The organism is Aeromonas sp. FDAARGOS 1402, assembly GCF_019046925.1.
GTDB lineage: Bacteria > Pseudomonadota > Gammaproteobacteria > Enterobacterales > Aeromonadaceae > Aeromonas > Aeromonas caviae.
The window spans coordinates 4,203,904-4,223,811 of sequence record NZ_CP077201.1; the positions used below are offsets into that span (position 1 = coordinate 4,203,904).

The window sequence follows — 19,908 nt, forward strand, 5'->3', positions numbered from 1 at the left end:
GGTGACCCTCTCCTGATACTGCAGCTATCTTATCTGCCCACTCCATCAAATAACAGGGGCCGGGCACACCCGGCCCCCATACCCTGCTTACGGATCGACCTTGAGGTTGCCCTGATCCAGCAGATCCTGAATGACCTGCAGATTGGATTTACCGGCCGTCAGATCCACGTTGTCAAAGAGGATGGTATGAGTCGTGGTGCCACTTCCCGCTCCATCGAGATCAATGGTCAGGGTTGACTTGCCACTGCCCGGACCAGAAGCAAAGGTAAGGTAGTGATCCAGTGTGCTCGCATCGGCATGCTCACCACTGAGCAGTTCACTCAGGTCCAGGACATCTCCATTGGCCCCCGTGGTGAAGTCTTTGATGGTATCCGTGCCTCCTGCATCACCTGCCATCCATTTGAAGGTATCCTTGCCAGCCCCACCAGTCAGGGTATCACTGCCGGTACCCCCAATCAGCAGGTCGTCGCCCCCACCACCACTCAAGATGTCGTTACCTGCCAGTCCGCTCAGGACGTTGGCATTGCCATCGCCGGTCAGGCTGTCGTTGAACATGGATCCTACCAGATTTTCCATGTTGCTCAGGCTGTCTGTCCCTGCCCCTCCGGTATTCTGACTGGCACCATTGACTGTGACCGTGACCCCAGCAGCGCTGTCGAAGTAACTGGCCGTATCATTGCCATTGCCGCCGTTCAGGGTATCGTTGCCAGCGCCACCGATCAGGAGATCATTGCCCTCACCACCATTCAAGGTGTCGTTACCGAGTCCTCCAAGCAGGATGTCGTTCCCGGCATTGCCGTTGAGCGTATCGTTTCCAGATCCCCCAATAAGGATCTCGTCGAGATAGCTCCCGGTAAGTGTCAAACCGCTCTGCACATCCACATACACCTTGGCCGTATCTGTGGTCGTGCTATTGGTGTAGTTGAACGAACCCTCGTAAGAGTTGGGAGTCGCATTGCCGGAGGTATCATCAAATGTTACCGAGCCTGCATTGTCTGTGACGGTCCCTCCAACGGCTCCCGAGACGCCCGTGATCATCTGGGTCGCAGCCAGAGGCCCGGTGTCATTGGCAAGCAGAGCCCAATCCGGAATGGTCGCGGGGTCCTGGTTGGTGATGATAAAGTCATCACGAACCACGGTAGGACCGACCGCCGGGTTGATAACGATGGACAAGGTGCTGGACGCAGTATCCCCATCGTTGTCTATCACACTGTAACCCACGACCTGGTTTATCCCCCCGACCGGAATGGATGACGGCGGAGTATAGGTGTAGGCGCCGTTGTCCATGTCCACCTTGAGGATGCCGCCTGCAAGTGTAATGGTCCATTCGTTGGTCGTTGTATTGAAGGTCCCGGCTGATGTCCCTCCCGAAACGCCGGCGGAGTCCGTCTTCTGGTTGTAGGTATAAGTCACCCCCCCCACGGTAATGGCATTGAGCCAGCCACCATCGGCCCCAGCACTCGCCGCTACACCGTTTATAAGTTGTCCTGCCAAGGGCGGGGCTACCACGGTGCTCAAAAGGGTCGCGGTCAGTTGGCTGAAGTCAGTCACCACCACTGCGGTGGTATTTGCCGGGCTGGCACCACTGACCCCGTTGTAGGCAATGGGATCCAGTGCAGACTGGGTCGCTCCCGATCCCATCCCGAGCGCGTACGAATTGATGTTGTTCGCCGTCAGGAAATCGGCCCAGTCCTTGGTTTCACCGCTCAGTGTCGTGCCGTCACCATCGATCCCGTTTCCACCGCCAAGCGAGTTGTTGCCATCAGGAACTGTGGCGGGGGTACCGCTCAACGAGTTGGCATTTGGCAGACCATCCGACATGAAGTAAGAGACATTTTGCGCATTAGCGAGTTTACCTGTATCGCCAAAGGCTTTGATTGCCTCGTTCAGTGCATCATCGTAGTTGGTCGAGTTCGTGGGGGTAAGGCCAAGGATGATGGCCTTGGCTACATCGACCGAGACCCACACCCCGGTCGGATTGGCGGCTGAAGTGGAGAAGGTCACGATATTGACCATGACGCTGCCGTAGGCGCTGTATTTGTCCAGCAGCTCCAAAGCGGACTTTTGCATCACCTGCATCCGAGTCATGCCTTGATAGCCCGATGGATCACCCATACTGCCGGAGATATCGAGGATCAACATCAGATTCGTGTTCTGCACCTGAGTCGCCTGGCCTGCATTGGTAACAGCATTGGCAATGGGGGCATCATCGCTGATCACAACCTGCAGGTTACCCGTGCCACTGTCGCCACTGGCATCCGTAGCCGACACGACGAAACTCGGACCATTCGCTGTATCACTGTTGCCTTGAACGTTGTGAGTCAGCACATTGTCTTTGAGCGTGTAGGTATAATTCACCGTGTAGACACCGGCTGTGGGGCCGCTGACACCGGTTACCGTCAGCATTCCTTCCGTATTGTTGATCAAGGTCTGACTGCCGCCACTGGTCAAGTTGTAAGCCTGCCCACCGATGGTCAAGGTAGTCAGATTTTCCCCCTGGGTGTTGATGGTGAAGCTGCCATTGAATATCTCCGAATTACCACTGGCAGCCGTCCCCTCAGGCAGTCCCTCCTCATCAACCGTCGCATTGCCGATGGTCAATACAGGGACACGGGTATCCTGAGCAATATTGATGGTAAGAGTTGCCGGATCTGTATCACCATCGCCATCTTTGAGCGTGTAGGTAAATACCTCCGAGGCACCCACGGGAACCGATGCCGCCGTGAGCGTATAACTGTATTCGCCATCCAACCCCATGGTTAGCGTCCCATACAGCCCGGTCACAGTGAATCCACCGGCAGGATTACTGTCTGAATTGCCGTTCGAGCTCACGACCTGGCTGATTGCCGCACCATCCGCCCCCATGACGTCCACCCCGGCACCGGCTGTGCCGCCGATGGTCCCCGCCCCGGTAATGACATTACCCGTCACCGGAGTGAACACACCTTCAGTGGCACTGTCAGCATCATCGTTGGCCGTCGGCACGTCATCGACGATCTGCACGCTCAGGGTGTTCGAGGCCGAGTCCCCGTCGCTGTCCACCAGGCTCACCGCGAAGTCTTCGAACAGGCTGTTGTTGCCGTTCGCCGTCAGGTGCACCTCGTTGTCGTTCAGGGTGTAGCTGTAGCTCACCAGCCCGGTCGCCGGGTTGTACCCGGTGATGGTCAGGGTGTTGCCCAGCGGCGTGGTCACCCCGCTCAGCGGGAAGCCCGCCACCACCCCGTTCACCACGATGTTGATGCCACCCACGCTCAGGGTCTTCACCCCGTCCGGTGCGCTGATGGTGAAGTCCCCTGTCACCGTGGTCGACTCCTTGCTGCTGTCCGACCCCGCCGATTCATTCTCGCCGCGGGTCGCCAGCAGGTCGTCTTCATACACCTTCGCATCCCCGCCCTCGCCCTTGGGCGTCAGGTTGGTGATGGTCACCCCGTCATCGTCGTTCTTGATGGTCAGGGTCAGGGTCGCCGTGCTCACGTCTCCGTCCGCATCCGTCAGGGTGTAGGTGAACACTTCACTGCCCACCCCGCCCCCGGTCAGCGCCTTGAAGTCACCGTCGTTCGGGTTGAGGGTGTAGGTGTAGGTGCCGTTGGCATTGAGCACCAGGCTGCCGTAAGTCCCGCTCAGGGTGCCCGCGGTCACCGCCGCGCCATCCGCCCCCTGCACGTCGTTGGTGATGACGTTGCCATTGAGGACCAGGTTGTTCTCGCTCGCCGCCGTCAGGTTGACGTCGCTCACCGCCGTCGGCACGTCGTCCACGATCTGCACGCTCAGGGTGTTCGAGGCCGAATCCCCGTCGCTGTCCACCAGGCTCACCGCGAAGTCTTCGAACAGGCTGTTGTTGCCGTTCGCCGTCAGGTGCACCTCGTTGTCGTTCAGGGTGTAGCTGTAGCTCACCAGCCCGGTCGCCGGGTTGTACCCGGTGATGGTCAGGGTGTTGCCCAGCGGCGTGGTCACCCCGCTCAGCGGGAAGCCCGCCACCACCCCGTTCACCACGATGTTGATGCCACCCACGCTCAGGGTCTTCACCCCGTCCGGTGCGCTGATGGTGAAGTCCCCTGTCACCGTGGTCGACTCCTTGCTGCTGTCCGACCCCGCCGATTCATTCTCGCCGCGGGTCGCCAGCAGGTCGTCTTCATACACCTTCGCATCCCCGCCCTCGCCCTTGGGCGTCAGGTTGGTGATGGTCACCCCGTCATCGTCGTTCTTGATGGTCAGGGTCAGGGTCGCCGTGCTCACGTCTCCGTCCGCATCCGTCAGGGTGTAGGTGAACACTTCACTGCCCACCCCGCCCCCGGTCAGCGCCTTGAAGTCACCGTCGTTCGGGTTGAGGGTGTAGGTGTAGGTGCCGTTGGCATTGAGCACCAGGCTGCCGTAAGTCCCGCTCAGGGTGCCCGCGGTCACCGCCGCGCCATCCGCCCCCTGCACGTCGTTGGTGATGACGTTGCCATTGAGGACCAGGTTGTTCTCGCTCGCCGCCGTCAGGTTGACGTCGCTCACCGCCGTCGGCACGTCGTCCACGATCTGCACGCTCAGGGTGTTCGAGGCCGAATCCCCGTCGCTGTCCACCAGGCTCACCGCGAAGTCTTCGAACAGGCTGTTGTTGCCGTTCGCCGTCGGGTGCGCCTCGTTGTCGTTCAGGGTGTAGCTGTAGCTCACCAGCCCGGTCGCCGGGTTGTACCCGGTGATGGTCAGGGTGTTGCCCAGCGGCGTGGTCACCCCGCTCAGCGGGAAGCCCGCCACCACCCCGTTCACCACGATGTTGATGCCACCCACGCTCAGGGTCTTCACCCCGTCCGGTGCGCTGATGGTGAAGTCCCCCGTCACCGTGGTCGACTCCTTGCTGCTGTCCGACCCCGCCGATTCATTCTCGCCGCGGGTCGCCAGCAGGTCGTCTTCATACACCTTCGCATCCCCGCCCTCGCCCTTGGGCGTCAGGTTGGTGATGGTCACCCCGTCATCGTCGTTCTTGATGGTCAGGGTCAGGGTCGCCGTGCTCACGTCTCCGTCCGCATCCGTCAGGGTGTAGGTGAACACTTCGCTGCCCACCCCGCCCCCGGTCAGCGCCTTGAAGTCACCGTCGTTCGGGTTGAGGGTGTAGGTGTAGGTGCCGTTGGCATTGAGCACCAGGCTGCCGTAGGTCCCGCTCAGGGTGCCCGCGGTCACCGCCGCGCCATCCGCCCCCTGCACGTCGTTGGTGATGACGTTGCCATTGAGGGCCAGGTTGTTCTCGCTCGCCACCGTCAGGTTGACGTCGCTCACCGCCGTCGGCACGTCGTCCACGATCTGCACGCTCAGGGTGTTCGAGGCCGAGTCCCCGTCGCTGTCCACCAGGCTCACCGCGAAGTCTTCGAACAGGCTGTTGTTGCCGTTCGCCGTCGGGTGCGCCTCGTTGTCGTTCAGGGTGTAGCTGTAGCTCACCAGCCCGGTCGCCGGGTTGTACCCGGTGATGGTCAGGGTGTTGCCCAGCGGCGTGGTCACCCCGCTCAGCGGGAAGCCCGCCACCACCCCGTTCACCACGATGTTGATGCCACCCACGCTCAGGGTCTTCACCCCGTCCGGCGCGCTGATGGTGAAGTCCCCCGTCACCGTGGTCGACTCCTTGCTGCTGTCCGACCCCGCCGACTCATTCTCGCCGCGGGTCGCCAGCAGGTCGTCCTCGTACACCTTCGCATCCCCGCCCTCGCCCTTGGGCGTCAGGTTGGTGATGGTCACCCCGTCATCGTCGTTCTTGATGGTCAGGGTCAGGGTCGCCGTGCTCACGTCTCCATCCGCATCCGTCAGGGTGTAGGTGAACACTTCGCTGCCCACCCCGCCCCCGGTCAGCGCCTTGAAGTCACCGTCGTTCGGGTTGAGGGTGTAGGTGTAGGTGCCGTTGGCATTGAGCACCAGGCTGCCGTAAGTCCCGCTCAGGGTGCCCGCGGTCACCGCCGCGCCATCCGCCCCCTGCACGTCGTTGGTGATGACGTTGCCATTGAGGACCAGGTTGTTCTCGCTCGCCGCCGTCAGGTTGACGTCGCTCACCGCCGTCGGCACGTCGTCCACGATCTGCACGCTCAGGGTGTTCGAGGCCGAATCCCCGTCGCTGTCCACCAGGCTCACCGCGAAGTCTTCGAACAGGCTGTTGTTGCCGTTCGCCGTCAGGTGCACCTCGTTGTCGTTCAGGGTGTAGCTGTAGCTCACCAGCCCGGTCGCCGGGTTGTACCCGGTGATGGTCAGGGTGTTGCCCAGCGGCGTGGTCACCCCGCTCAGCGGGAAGCCCGCCACCACCCCGTTCACCACGATGTTGATGCCACCCACGCTCAGGGTCTTCACCCCGTCCGGTGCGCTGATGGTGAAGTCCCCTGTCACCGTGGTCGACTCCTTGCTGCTGTCCGACCCCGCCGATTCATTCTCGCCGCGGGTCGCCAGCAGGTCGTCTTCATACACCTTCGCATCCCCGCCCTCGCCCTTGGGCGTCAGGTTGGTGATGGTCACCCCGTCATCGTCGTTCTTGATGGTCAGGGTCAGGGTCGCCGTGCTCACGTCTCCGTCCGCATCCGTCAGGGTGTAGGTGAACACTTCACTGCCCACCCCGCCCCCGGTCAGCGCCTTGAAGTCACCGTCGTTCGGGTTGAGGGTGTAGGTGTAGGTGCCGTTGGCATTGAGCACCAGGCTGCCGTAAGTCCCGCTCAGGGTGCCCGCGGTCACCGCCGCGCCATCCGCCCCCTGCACGTCGTTGGTGATGACGTTGCCATTGAGGACCAGGTTGTTCTCGCTCGCCGCCGTCAGGTTGACGTCGCTCACCGCCGTCGGCACGTCGTCCACGATCTGCACGCTCAGGGTGTTCGAGGCCGAATCCCCGTCGCTGTCCACCAGGCTCACCGCGAAGTCTTCGAACAGGCTGTTGTTGCCGTTCGCCGTCGGGTGCGCCTCGTTGTCGTTCAGGGTGTAGCTGTAGCTCACCAGCCCGGTCGCCGGGTTGTACCCGGTGATGGTCAGGGTGTTGCCCAGCGGCGTGGTCACCCCGCTCAGCGGGAAGCCCGCCACCACCCCGTTCACCACGATGTTGATGCCACCCACGCTCAGGGTCTTCACCCCGTCCGGTGCGCTGATGGTGAAGTCCCCTGTCACCGTGGTCGACTCCTTGCTGCTGTCCGACCCCGCCGATTCATTCTCGCCGCGGGTCGCCAGCAGGTCGTCTTCATACACCTTCGCATCCCCGCCCTCGCCCTTGGGCGTCAGGTTGGTGATGGTCACCCCGTCATCGTCGTTCTTGATGGTCAGGGTCAGGGTCGCCGTGCTCACGTCTCCGTCCGCATCCGTCAGGGTGTAGGTGAACACTTCGCTGCCCACCCCGCCCCCGGTCAGCGCCTTGAAGTCACCGTCGTTCGGGTTGAGGGTGTAGGTGTAGGTGCCGTTGGCATTGAGCACCAGGCTGCCGTAGGTCCCGCTCAGGGTGCCCGCGGTCACCGCCGCGCCATCCGCCCCCTGCACGTCGTTGGTGATGACGTTGCCATTGAGGACCAGGTTGTTCTCGCTCGCCGCCGTCAGGTTGACGTCGCTCACCGCCGTCGGCACGTCGTCCACGATCTGCACGCTCAGGGTGTTCGAGGCCGAATCCCCGTCGCTGTCCACCAGGCTCACCGCGAAGTCTTCGAACAGGCTGTTGTTGCCGTTCGCCGTCGGGTGCGCCTCGTTGTCGTTCAGGGTGTAGCTGTAGCTCACCAGCCCGGTCGCCGGGTTGTACCCGGTGATGGTCAGGGTGTTGCCCAGCGGCGTGGTCACCCCGCTCAGCGGGAAGCCCGCCACCACCCCGTTCACCACGATGTTGATGCCACCCACGCTCAGGGTCTTCACCCCGTCCGGTGCGCTGATGGTGAAGTCCCCTGTCACCGTGGTCGACTCCTTGCTGCTGTCCGACCCCGCCGATTCATTCTCGCCGCGGGTCGCCAGCAGGTCGTCTTCATACACCTTCGCATCCCCGCCCTCGCCCTTGGGCGTCAGGTTGGTGATGGTCACCCCGTCATCGTCGTTCTTGATGGTCAGGGTCAGGGTCGCCGTGCTCACGTCTCCGTCCGCATCCGTCAGGGTGTAGGTGAACACTTCGCTGCCCACCCCGCCCCCGGTCAGCGCCTTGAAGTCACCGTCGTTCGGGTTGAGGGTGTAGGTGTAGGTGCCGTTGGCATTGAGCACCAGGCTGCCGTAGGTCCCGCTCAGGGTGCCCGCGGTCACCGCCGCGCCATCCGCCCCCTGCACGTCGTTGGTGATGACGTTGCCATTGAGGACCAGGTTGTTCTCGCTCGCCGCCGTCAGGTTGACGTCGCTCACCGCCGTCGGCACGTCGTCCACGATCTGCACGCTCAGGGTGTTCGAGGCCGAATCCCCGTCGCTGTCCACCAGGCTCACCGCGAAGTCTTCGAACAGGCTGTTGTTGCCGTTCGCTGTCGGGTGCGCCCCGTTGTCGTTCAGGGTGTAGCTGTAGCTCACCAGCCCGGTCGCCGGGTTGTACCCGGTGATGGTCAGGGTGTTGCCCAGCGGCGTGGTCACCCCGCTCAGCGGGAAGCCCGCCACCACCCCGTTCACCACGATGTTGATGCCACCCACGCTCAGGGTCTTCACCCCGTCCGGTGCGCTGATGGTGAAGTCCCCTGTCACCGTGGTCGACTCCTTGCTGCTGTCCGACCCCGCCGATTCATTCTCGCCGCGGGTCGCCAGCAGGTCGTCTTCATACACCTTCGCATCCCCGCCCTCGCCCTTGGGCGTCAGGTTGGTGATGGTCACCCCGTCATCGTCGTTCTTGATGGTCAGGGTCAGGGTCGCCGTGCTCACGTCTCCGTCCGCATCCGTCAGGGTGTAGGTGAACACTTCACTGCCCACCCCGCCCCCGGTCAGCGCCTTGAAGTCACCGTCGTTCGGGTTGAGGGTGTAGGTGTAGGTGCCGTTGGCATTGAGCACCAGGCTGCCGTAGGTCCCGCTCAGGGTGCCCGCGGTCACTGCCGCGCCATCCGCCCCCTGCACGTCGTTGGTGATGACGTTGCCATTGAGGACCAGGTTGTTCTCGCTCGCCGCCGTCAGGTTAACGTCGCTCACCGCCGTCGGCACGTCATCCAGCACCACGACATCCAGCCCTGCACTGGTCGTGTCGCCATCAAGGTCCGTCAACACGACGTTGAAGCTCTCCGTCAGAGCCCCATCATTTGCAGGTTTGTTATGTGTTTCGTTATCGTTCAGGGTGTAGCTGTAGGTCACGCTGCCAACCCCTGTCACCGGGTTGTAGCTGACGCCGGTCACCAGCAGTTGATTTCCCAAAGGACTGGGGATCCCCTGGGGGAAGGTGGTCAAGACCTGGCCATTGCTGATCAGCGTCACACCTCCCAGCGTCAGGCTTTGCACTCCATCTGCCGCATTGAATGTAAAGGTACTGCTCTTGGTCAGGGCTGCGCCATCGGGGGCTGAGCCATCCGGCAACGCGGCTTCATCAAGGACAAGCTCACCACCCTCGACCTGCAATCCATTCAGCGAGACAGGCTCATCTACAGGGGTGATGGTGATGGTCATAGTGGAGTCGTTGGTATCATCCCCATCCGTTACGGTGTAATTGACCGCAGGTACAGGGCCTGTGTAGTTCAGCGCGGGGGTAAAGGTATAGGAGCCGTCGGCATTGATGATCAGCGTACCAATCCCATCCAGCGTGCTCTCAACGCCAGCAGCAATTCCCTGATTGTTGCCCCAGCTATAGGAAATGACAGACGAATCAAGGGGACCATCCGGATTGTTGCTGTTGTCGAGCACATTGCCACTGATGGCCTGATCTTCCTGGGTGACAACAGACTCATCCTGATCATCGAGCTGATTCTCGGGCAGAAGATCGTCTTCCTGCAGCACATTCTGATCGATCAACGTATCATAGCCGGTATCGAATCCGGCCTCGGCTATAGTCGCATCTCCGATGCGATCTATGACAACAAAACCACCATTGCCACTGGCCCCAGCGACCCCGCCGATACCGCCACCACCACCGGCGGCAGGTGCCCCACCGGCAGCAGAGGCTTCGAAGTTCTTGGTCGGGTCAACCCCTTGCAGGATGGATTGTTGCAACGCCGCAATTTCTGGCGACACTTCAGGCGAGCCTTGCTGATGATTGGCAACCGATGAGGAAGATTGTCCCTCTGGAGGCATCTCTGCCCCTGCCGGGACACCATTGTCCGCTGCAGGTTTGTCATCGTAGGGAGCCAGCATCAATTTGGCATCATCAGCGATATTGAGTCTGGCGCCAGGCTGCAGTATCTCGCCAGGCTGGAGAGGACGACTGCTGCCATCGGCAAGCAGGATCTGAACGTTGCCTTCTACGGAAGAGACGACCACGGTTTTGTCGATGATTTGGGTGCGCATATCCATTGCTCCAGGGTGACAGATCTTGATGCCTACACTCTAGATACGCCCCCGTCCTGCTTCCGTTGCAAAAATGTACAGGGTTGAGTCTCTTTGACTTCATCCGATGCAGCGAATCGAACGAATATTTTTTACATATAAAAATCAAATAAGTAACAGCGCGAGTTTTAGTGATATTACCTATATGTCGCGTAAAAATGATGTACATATTCTAAACAGATATAAAAAAGGGCCCTTAATGGGCCCCTTTCTATCGAGTTGTACCGCTTATACCAGTGGAAATGCAGGGTGAACGAACCCCTGATAACCATCGATATGCAAACTGGACAACAATTCAACCTGCCGTTGATCTTCCACCCGGGTGGCGATGGTCGTGACACCCGCGTTGTGGGCAGCCCGACAGACAGCCGCCAGGAAGGAGGTATCGGCGCCTGGTTCCATGACCTGGCTGGTATACCCGTGGTCCACCTTGACATAAGCGGGGGTCAGCTCTTCCAGATAGCCGAGGGACTGGAAGTGCCGGCCATAGTGATCGACCCCCCACAAGAAGCCGTGCTCTCGCAACAGCTCAACCAGATGAGTCACATACTCTTTGTGTTTCATGATGGCCGCTTCCGGGATCTCGAACAGCAGTCGCTCCTTCAGCTCCACGTTCAGCGGCAGATAGCCTCTGAGCCATGTCAGGAACTCATCCGAACAGAGAGAACCCGCCGTGATATTGACTGCCAACACCAATTCCGGTTGCTGCTTGAACAAGGGGACGCAGGCTTCTAGCACCGCCTTGTCAAACTCGGCCCCCATCTTGAACTGCTCGATCGCAGGCAAGAACTGCCCTGCGAAGTAATCCGTTCCATCTCGCGAGATGGCCGCGAACAACTCGGCATGCAGGCGGGTACCATCATCGAAGCGGCACGCAGGCTGTGCCTTGAAGCGCCAGAGATGTCTGGCAATGGCATCCTGCACCAGGTCTCGCCAGGCAAGGCGTCCCATCAGTCCCTGCTCATTGCCGCCTTCCATCACGACGGCACCGCGCCGCTCATTGCGCGCTTTGCCAAGGGCGTTATCCGCCTTCGTCAGCAGGGCCGAGAGATCGTCATTGCCATCACGGCCGGCGATGCCGACGACGGACAGCGCACCGCTTTCTCCCATGGGATTGACAACCAGATCGGCGATACGGCTGTTGATGAGCTCCGCCAGCTCCTTGAGCTGAGACAGATCATCGGTGGGGCAGAGCAAGGCATACTCCGTCGCCGAGATCCGGGCCAGCGCCGCGCCATCCCAGCCATCCAGCAGTTCCCTGAGCACCTGTGCAATGGACTTGACCATGTTGTCCCTTGCAGCAAAGCCCTCTTCCCGATAGAGATCGTCCAGCATGTCGACGGCCACCAGCATGACCCCGCCCTGCCCGGCCTCCGCAATCCAGGCATTGACCTGCCCGACGAAGTAAGAGCGGTTGCCAAGCCCGGAGACGGCATCCACATAGACGCGGGCTCGCAGATTCTCGGCTTCGTCAGCCTGCTCTTTGAACTGCACGGCAAGCTTGCTGGAAAGGGTATTGATGGCCTGTACCACTTGCCGCAGCTCGCGGGTCTTGGGCTCGGGAATGGCGTGGCCGAAATGGTGCAGCTCGATTTCAACCGCCTGATCGCAAATCAGCTTGAGCGGTTTGAGCAGATAATTGAGCGCCCGCATCAGCAAGAGAGTGGTGACGAGAAAGCCGACCAGGAACCAGGTGGCCAGTTCGCTCATTCCTTTCCAAAGCTCGTAGTAGGCTTGTCCAGGGTGGCCGACGACCTTCAGCTTGCCCAGTTGCAGCCAACCCGACGTCAAAATCGATTCATTGGCCACTTCAGGGAACAGACCCAGCCCAATGAACCACTGTGGGACCCCTTCGATATGGCTGCTGTTCTCCAGCTCGATGACATCCTTGGAGGCCAGCAGATCGAGACGGACCAGCTTGTAGTAACCCCCGTCGAACACCGCCTTGATCACGGATTCGGCACTGACCTTGTCGCCGTTCTCCAGATAGGGGGTCAGCGCCAGACCCAGTGCGGTGGACGTATTGATGACGGTGGTCTCCTGCTGCTGCGCCAGGTAGTTGCGGGTCGAATTGAATTGCACCCAATAGGTGGCGGCAAACAGCAATCCGAACAGCAGCAGCATGGTTGCCAATAGTTGTCTGTAGAGCGTCATAGGTTAATCATCCAAATTGACCGCAGGCCGAGCCAATCGCCCCGATGTCATGCGATTGCGTAAGTCTGTCCATAATCCCAAGCGGGATGATTGCCCGGCCAGTTCCCCTTGACCACGCGCCTTCATCAGCCACAAGTGACTACCGTTAAAACTGTAAATTGGCAACAAATCCGCCCGTTGGGTCGCCGGGCGAATTGATCCGACAAGATTGTCCAGAATCAGGGGTACTGCCGCAGGCGTCTCATAGTAGGCAACGACCATATGAAACTGGTTATAATCCAATGCCTTGACATATACCATTCGCATTTTTTCATCAGGGATGCCAAGTTCCAGCAAGGTAAAATACTTGGAAATGCTGAAGTCTTCACAATCTCCCCCCGCTGCGCCCAGAAATTCCAGCGGTGTCGCCCAATAATCCTTCTTGTGCCACAACTTGATGTCATCGATGAAACGCATCTGGTTGAAGAACTGGTTCACCTTCTCCAGCTTCTGCCGATCCGTCAGCCCCGCCGCCTTGTTCTGCATTGCCAAAGTGCGCCAGCTGGTGACCCGTTTGCCGGCCCTGGGGCCATAGGTCTCCTCCGCGCGCTTGACCAGTTTCATATCCTCCGGTGAGAGAGGCTGGCTGGCGCTGAGCAGCAGGGGGATCGCCAGCAGGGCCAGCCACAGCAGGCGAACCCGCCAGGGCGCACGTGCACCTGCGACAGCTCGATACCCATCACGTCGGCTCCAGCCTGTCGATGCCACTTCTTTCTGTGTCATGACGCCGCCATCATCCCCTGACCGCCGGACGCATAAAAGAATGACTGCAGCACGCTGCAGCCATTCCCCTTGCCTGATATGACATCAGTGGCAGGGCCATCAGTTGTTGTTGGCCTGCCATTCAGCCGGTTGCTGCACATTCAGGGCATTGAGCAGACCACCGGTGGCATTGAGGATACGATAATCTGCCAACAGGGAGTCGTACTCGGCCGTGATGTAGCTGCGGCGAGCCTCGAACAGTTCGTTCTCCGTGTTCAGCACGTCCAGCAAGGTCCGTTGGCCCAGGCCGAATTGCTTCTTGTACGCCTGTACGGTGTCATAGCTGGCGTCCACGTGCTCTTTGAGGAAGACTTTTTGCTTGGCCAGCGACTCTTTGGCGTTCCAGGCGAGGCGGGTCCCCTCTTCCACCTGACGGAAGGCATTCATGTGAATGTCTTTGGCCTGGGAATAGAGCGCAGAGGTTGCCTTGCTTTCTGCCAGATCGGACCCACCGCGGAACAGGTTGTAACGCATCCGGACCATGGCGGTGAGATCGTCGTTACGGCCTTTGACCGCATCGATGTCCTCGTTCCAGTTCTGATCCACTTCAAAGGCTACGTTCGGGTAGAACCCTGACTTGGAGCCTTCATGCTGGTACTTCGCCTCTTCGATGTCTTGCAGGGATGACAGCAGGGTCGGGTGAACCTCTGTTGCCGTCTTCAGCGCATCTTCCAGTGTTGCTGGCAGGAGCTGGGTGTTCGGTACTGGCTGAACGAGATCCTTGGGCACTTCATTGACGACACGGATGAACTCACTCTCGGCATCCCGATAGTTGTTCTCCGCCGCCGCCTGATTGGAGTAAGCCCGAGCCACACGACCGTCGATCTGGGTCTGGTCAGCGGTCGACCCAAGACCGGAGTCGGTCCGTTTCTGGATGTCACTGCGGATCTGCTCGTGGGTTTCAAGGTTCTGCTTGGACAGCTCCAGGATCTCCTGCTGACGCAGCATGTTGAGATAGACCTCGGCCACGCGCAGGGCCGTGTTCTCCGCCTCGGAGATCATCGCCAGGCGCTGGGCCTGGGCGGCGGCATCGGTCCGTGCCACGTTGCTGCTGACATCAAAGCCGTCAAACAGCATCTGGCGAAGGCTGATCCCGGCCTCCTTGCGCGTCATGGAGTCATCGATCGTCTGTGAATTGGGACCTGCGGCACGGGTCGAGGGACTGTCAGTCTTCTCGTAACCGACGCCACCACGCAGATCAATGGTGGGGTAATAGCCGCCCTTGGCTCCATCATGCTGATACAGTCGTGCCTGATAGAGATCAAAAGCTTCCTTGATTTTCGGATGGGTAGCCAGTGACTGCGCCACTGACTGTTCCAGCGTCTGTGCCTGGCTCAGGCCCGGGAACAGTATGGTGCCACTAACCAGCATGGCAACAATCGTCTTCTTCATGGTATCTCCAGTCATGTTGTTTTTAGATTGTTGGCTTATCGTTCTCTCAGTGCCGACTGCTTAGCCCTCAAGATGGGTTTCAGCAAGTAGTCTAGGACACTTTTTTTACCAGTAATAATATCTGCACTGGCTAACATACCGGGGATGATGGGAAGTGCGTTAAGCTCATCGCCCAGATAACTCTTCTCGGTTCGTACTCGCACCAGATAGAAGGAGTTGCCCTCCTCATCCTGGATTGAGTCGGCACTTATCTGTTCAACCTTGCCATGTAAACCTCCATAAATAGTGAAATCATAGGCAGTTATCTTGACCACGGCCTCCAGTCCGGGTCTGAGGAACGCGATGTCCTTGGGCGACACCTTGGCTTCAACCAGCAGGGTGTCTTCCAGCGGCACTATCTCCATCAGGTCCATGCCCGGCTGAACGACCCCACCCAGCGTATTAATCTTGAGCTTCTTGATGGTCCCCTTGAGAGGCGCGATCACACTGGTACGATCGACTCTGTCCCTGAGGCCGACCTGGCCCTCTGACAACTGGCTCAACTTGCCTTGACGTTCGTTCAGCTCGGTCTGGGAGTCCGCCCGGAATTTCAGGGCGATATCATTTCGCTTCGAGATGGTCTCCCGCAGTACCGAGTTGAGCTTGGGCACCAGCAGGCGGTTCGCCTCCAGCTCCCCTTGCATTTCGTTGACCTGCCGCTCCAGTTTAATTAGCTCCACTTGAGGAACTATACCCTCTTTTGCGAGAGGACGGCTGATGTTCAGCTCCTGACGAGCCAGATCAACGCTGCGGCCCACGGTCCGGATCTTGGCATTGAGCTCTATGGTCTCCTGCTCTTTCTGCTCGATCTGCTGTCCCAGAATGTAGAGCTGGTTCTTGAGGTTGTTTAACCGCGCCTCCTGCACCGATCTTTCACGGGCGGCATATTCGGCAAACACATTCTCGTACCCTTCGGGGAACTCGATGGCCTGTTTGTCGATGGCTACCTGTTCACGCCAGCCCAGATTGGGCTCGTTCTTGACCACCACGCTGCGAATTTCGGCGCGCAGGCGGGCAATATCCCCCTTGAGGGTGACCAGCTCCTGCTCCCGTTCGCGAAAATCCGACTTGAAGCGGGTATCGTCGATGCGCAGCAGTGGCTGTCCCTTCTCGACGATGTCCCCCTCCTTGACGAAGATCTCCTTGACGATCCCCCCTTCTAGGTTCTGGATCACCTGCAACTGGCGCGACGGTATCACCTTGCCCTGGCCGACTGTCACTTCATCCAGCTCTGCCCAGGCGGCCCAGACGATGGCGCTGACAAAAAACAGGAAGCAGGCCCACAGCAGGACTCTGGCACGGGTGGGTGTCGTCAGCAGCACGGCGGCGGCGCCGTCATCCACGTACTCGAGATGCTCGGGTGCAGGCAAGACCGTATCTGAGGGCGTTTTCTTGAACCAGTGGTTAGCCATTCGCCGTCTCCTGCACCCGCACCTTGCCTTCCTTCAATTGCTGCAACACCACCTCTTTGGGACCGTCCGCCACTATCTTCCCCTGCTCCACGACGATGACCCGGGAAGCGACATCCAGCATGGAGGTCTTGTGAGTGATGAGGATAAGGGTGGTTTCGGGGCCGAGCCGTGCCAGCTCCTGCTTCACGTGCATCTCTGACTGGTTGTCCATGTTGGAGGTCGGCTCGTCCATCACCAGAATGGGGGGATCGTTGAGCAAGGCGCGAGCCAGCAGGATGGACTGACGCTGGCCACCGGAGAGCTGACGTCCCCCTTCACCTATCTGTCTGTCGAGACCGTTGGGATCCCGGTTGGTAAAGTTGGTGACCCCGGCCCGCTTGGCGGCGCGCAAGACACGGGCATCGTCCACCAGGGGATTACCCAGCATGATGTTGTCCCGCACGGAACCAAAGAAGAGGGTCACATCTTGCGGCACACAGCCGATGTTGCGGCGAATGATGGTCGGCGGCAGTTGGTCCAGCTCAAAGCCGTCCAGACGCACCAAGCCGTCAGTCGGGCGATAGAGGCCCATCAGCAATTTCTCCAGCGTGGTTTTACCCGCACCGATCCGCCCGATGATGGCCACCTTCTCACCCGGCTCGATGCGCAGGTTGATGTTGTGCAGGGTACTGCTCTCCATGCCCGGATACTTGAAGGAGACATTTTCAAACTCGATGCGCCCCTGGATGATCGGATGGTGGATGTACTGCCTGCCCTCCTCCTGCTCACCCGGCGTCATCATGATCTTCTCCAGGATCTCGAGCGCCGACTTGGCCTGGTTGTAGCGGGTGGAGAGCACCGACAGCTGCACCATGGGGGCGATGGCCCGGCTCGACAGCATCACGGCCGCTATCATGCCCCCCATGGTCACCAACCCTTCCGAGATCTGGTAAACACCGACGATCACCAGTCCCACTGTCACCACCTGCTGGATGTAGCTCGCCAGAGAAGACATGGAGTTGGTGATGCGCCGGGTTTGCACGCCCCAGGTCGAGATGTGGGACACCGCCTGCTCCCAGCGGTGCTGGAACATGCTCTCGGCCCCGAAAATCTTCACGGTCTCAAGGCCCGAGATGCTTTCGATCAGATTGGCGTTCTTCTGGGAGGCGAGCCGGGAGCCCTCCTCGATGGATTGCTTCAGCGGTGCCTGAATGTAGAAGCTGTAGGCCACTAGGATCAGGATGGCGATGATGGGCACCACCACCATGACACCGGCGAAAATCCAGATGATGAAGAGGAAGAAGATGGCAAACGGCAGATCGATCAGGGTGGAGACGGTGGCCGACGTGAAAAACTCGCGCACCGATTCAAACTCCTGCAAGTGCTTGGCAAAGGCACCGGTCGACGCAGGCCTGGACTCCATCTTCATGCCCATCACCTTGGCAAAGATTTTGGCCGACAACAGCACGTCGGATTTCTTGCCTGCAATATCGATGAAGTAGCTGCGCAGCTGGCGCATCACGAAGTCGAAGGTGAACACCACCATGGCTCCAACCGCCAGCACCCAGAGGGAGTCGAATGCCAGGTTGGGCACAATCTTGTCATAGACGTTCATGGTGAACAGGGGGCTGGCGATGGCAAACAGGTTGATGAGGATCGAGGCCACCAGCACATCCCGATAGATACCACGGGACTCGAACAAGGTGCTCCAGAACCAGTGACCATCACGGGTCTCCAGCACTTTGGGCGAGCGCTCATCAAACTTGAACTGCCGCTTGACGTAGAACAGACGACCATTGTACTCGTCACCAAGCTGGGCAAGACTGACCCATTGGGCCGCGTCTCCGGCCTGGGGAAAGATGACCCTCGCCTGGGTCCGTTCTTCATTCCATTCAAGCAAGATGCAGGCGCCGCCATTGCGCGTCTGCAAGACGCAGGGCAGCAGCAGGGAAGAGATCTGTTCAAGGGGCTGGATCACTTCGCGGGCAGAGAGACCGCCCCGCTCGGCGGCACGACTGAAGAGCGCCGTGCTGAGACGCCCGGAGACCAGTGGCAAGCCGGTGGTGAGAGCATCCTGACTGTTGGGCACCCCGTAAAAGCGGGTCAAAAAGACCAGGCACTCCAACAGTTCATCTATATGGCTGGTTTCTGCTTGCATAGCATCCCATCAAACATGATTCAGAAGGTTGTCTCGGGGCCGAATATCCAAAAGCCCGGCGGCGATCCGGAAAAACAGAACAGACCTCGCCACCCAGACCCACAACCCGATTAGCGCACAGAGCCGGGACACTGCATGTCTCGCCTCCCTCACAGATTTTCATGCCGGAAACGGAGGGGACATGCCGGGCACCTGATGTTGCCAAGAAATATGCCACCCGGTACGAAGAAAGCCCGCCCGGTATACAAACTGCAAAGAGTTATTGATAACTATATCTTTTTTCAAGCCCACCATCTTATCAAGGTGACTTGAACGAAACTATACTCCAAAGACTGAATTTCATCTAATAACCCACTGTTTTTTTGACGAAATTAGAGTTGGCACTCGCCTGTGGAAGGGAGAGAAAAAGGGCGTCCCAGGCAGTGTCCCTGAGGGCCTGAGCGTGCCAGCGCCGCGGCAATGGCGGTCATGGCGCTCCAGCGATTCTCGCACCAGGTGGGGGCCAGCAGGGTCGGGCGGCGCGCCGACGCCGAGACCCTGTGATAGACCACCTCGGGGGGCGTGTGCTGGATCATGGCCACCGCCGCCTCCACATATTGCGCCAGCGACAGCACCTCCAGCCGCCCCGCCTGCCACGCCTTGCCAAGGGTGCTCCCTTCCACCACATGGAGCGGGTGCAGCTTGATCCCCTCGACCCCGGTCGCCACGATGCGATGCAGGGTATCGAGACTGTCCATCGGCACCTCGCCGGGCAAACCGACAATCAGATGGGCACAGACCTTGATGCCCCTTGCGTGGGCCCGGCGTACCGCGTCTTCATAGGCGCCATAGCCATGGCCGCGGTTGATCCGTTGCAACGTCTTGTCGTTGGCGCTCTGCAGCCCCAGCTCCAGCCACACCTCGTAACCTCTGGCCTGATAACCTGCCAGCAGATCCAGCACCGCATCGGGTACACAATCAGGGCGAGTTCCGACGCAGAGCCCCACCATGTCGCTCACCGACAAGGCTTCTTCATACATGCGCTGAAGGTACTCCACTTCGGCATAAGTACTGGTATAGGCCTGAAAGTAGGCCAGATAACGCCTGGCCCGGGTCACCTCGTCCCGGCGTGCCAGCAGTTGCTGCACCACGGAGAGTTGCTGGGCCGACTCGTCGGCAAAGGAGGAGACATTGCAGAAAGTGCAGCCACCCCGGCCCAGGGTGCCGTCCCGGTTGGGGCAGGTAAAGGCCCCGTGGATGGAGAGCTTGTGGATCTTCTGGCCGTGGCGCTGCTTGAGATCCTGGCCAAATGTATTGATGAGTTCGTGTAACTGCATGACACCTCCGAAATGAGGTGTCATTCTAGCGACGCAGCCCGGCGGACAGGCTGCGCTGGATCAATCCCGCTCTCTACCCAAAAATCATATAAATATTCACGTTAGATGCGATAAATACCCAACAGTCAGCATTCACGGTCACTTTTGACAACCTGTCACTCCTGCCACCTGGAGAAAAGTGCCATAACCTCTCGCCCATAACCGGCTGTAACTACTGAAAAAATCCTGTTTAGTCTGCTTATGGACA

The 19,908-nt window shown here is 59.6% G+C and carries 7 protein-coding genes; all 7 read right to left on the bottom strand.

What is annotated here, in order from left to right; all coding sequences use genetic code 11:
• Window positions 1-87: 87 nt before the first annotated feature.
• Window positions 88-10,371: a retention module-containing protein gene (locus I6L32_RS19695; RefSeq protein ID WP_254203858.1), complete on the bottom strand. Its 10,284-nt coding sequence runs from the start codon at window positions 10,369-10,371 to the stop codon at window positions 88-90.
• Between the two features lie 267 nt (window positions 10,372-10,638).
• The gene (locus tag I6L32_RS19700; protein ID WP_119197583.1) at window positions 10,639-12,564 is read right to left on the bottom strand and encodes an EAL domain-containing protein; all 1,926 of its coding nucleotides are present in this window, start codon (window positions 12,562-12,564) and stop codon (window positions 10,639-10,641) included.
• A 3-nt stretch (window positions 12,565-12,567) separates the two neighbouring features.
• Window positions 12,568-13,326 (bottom strand): transglutaminase-like cysteine peptidase, encoded by a 759-nt coding sequence (locus I6L32_RS19705; RefSeq protein WP_223917454.1) that lies wholly within the window; start codon window positions 13,324-13,326, stop codon window positions 12,568-12,570.
• Window positions 13,327-13,425: 99 nt separating this feature from the next.
• The gene (locus tag I6L32_RS19710) at window positions 13,426-14,757 is read right to left on the bottom strand and encodes a TolC family outer membrane protein (RefSeq protein WP_010675164.1); all 1,332 of its coding nucleotides are present in this window, start codon (window positions 14,755-14,757) and stop codon (window positions 13,426-13,428) included.
• 35 nt (window positions 14,758-14,792) lie between these two features.
• Window positions 14,793-16,208, bottom strand: a complete 1,416-nt coding sequence (locus I6L32_RS19715; protein WP_010675165.1) for an HlyD family type I secretion periplasmic adaptor subunit — start codon at window positions 16,206-16,208, stop codon at window positions 14,793-14,795.
• The gene (locus I6L32_RS19720; protein ID WP_216944393.1) at window positions 16,201-18,345 is read right to left on the bottom strand and encodes a type I secretion system permease/ATPase; all 2,145 of its coding nucleotides are present in this window, start codon (window positions 18,343-18,345) and stop codon (window positions 16,201-16,203) included. Before I6L32_RS19720 ends, I6L32_RS19715 begins: the two co-directional genes overlap by 8 nt.
• A 371-nt stretch (window positions 18,346-18,716) precedes the next feature.
• Complete coding sequence (locus I6L32_RS19725; RefSeq protein WP_010675167.1) at window positions 18,717-19,661, bottom strand: TIGR01212 family radical SAM protein; 945 nt, start codon at window positions 19,659-19,661, stop codon at window positions 18,717-18,719.
• Window positions 19,662-19,908 lie beyond the last annotated feature (247 nt).

What these genes read in the sequence shown, in the direction of transcription:
- I6L32_RS19695 (WP_254203858.1), bottom strand. Translation starts at nt 10,371, where the DNA reads ATGCGCACCCAAATCATCGACAAAACCGTGGTCGTCTCTTCCGTAGAA.
- I6L32_RS19700 (WP_119197583.1), bottom strand. Translation starts at nt 12,564, where the DNA reads ATGACGCTCTACAGACAACTATTGGCAACCATGCTGCTGCTGTTCGGA.
- I6L32_RS19705 (WP_223917454.1), bottom strand. Translation starts at nt 13,326, where the DNA reads ATGACACAGAAAGAAGTGGCATCGACAGGCTGGAGCCGACGTGATGGG.
- I6L32_RS19710 (WP_010675164.1), bottom strand. Translation starts at nt 14,757, where the DNA reads ATGAAGAAGACGATTGTTGCCATGCTGGTTAGTGGCACCATACTGTTC.
- I6L32_RS19715 (WP_010675165.1), bottom strand. Translation starts at nt 16,208, where the DNA reads ATGGCTAACCACTGGTTCAAGAAAACGCCCTCAGATACGGTCTTGCCT.
- I6L32_RS19720 (WP_216944393.1), bottom strand. Translation starts at nt 18,345, where the DNA reads ATGCAAGCAGAAACCAGCCATATAGATGAACTGTTGGAGTGCCTGGTC.
- I6L32_RS19725 (WP_010675167.1), bottom strand. Translation starts at nt 19,661, where the DNA reads ATGCAGTTACACGAACTCATCAATACATTTGGCCAGGATCTCAAGCAG.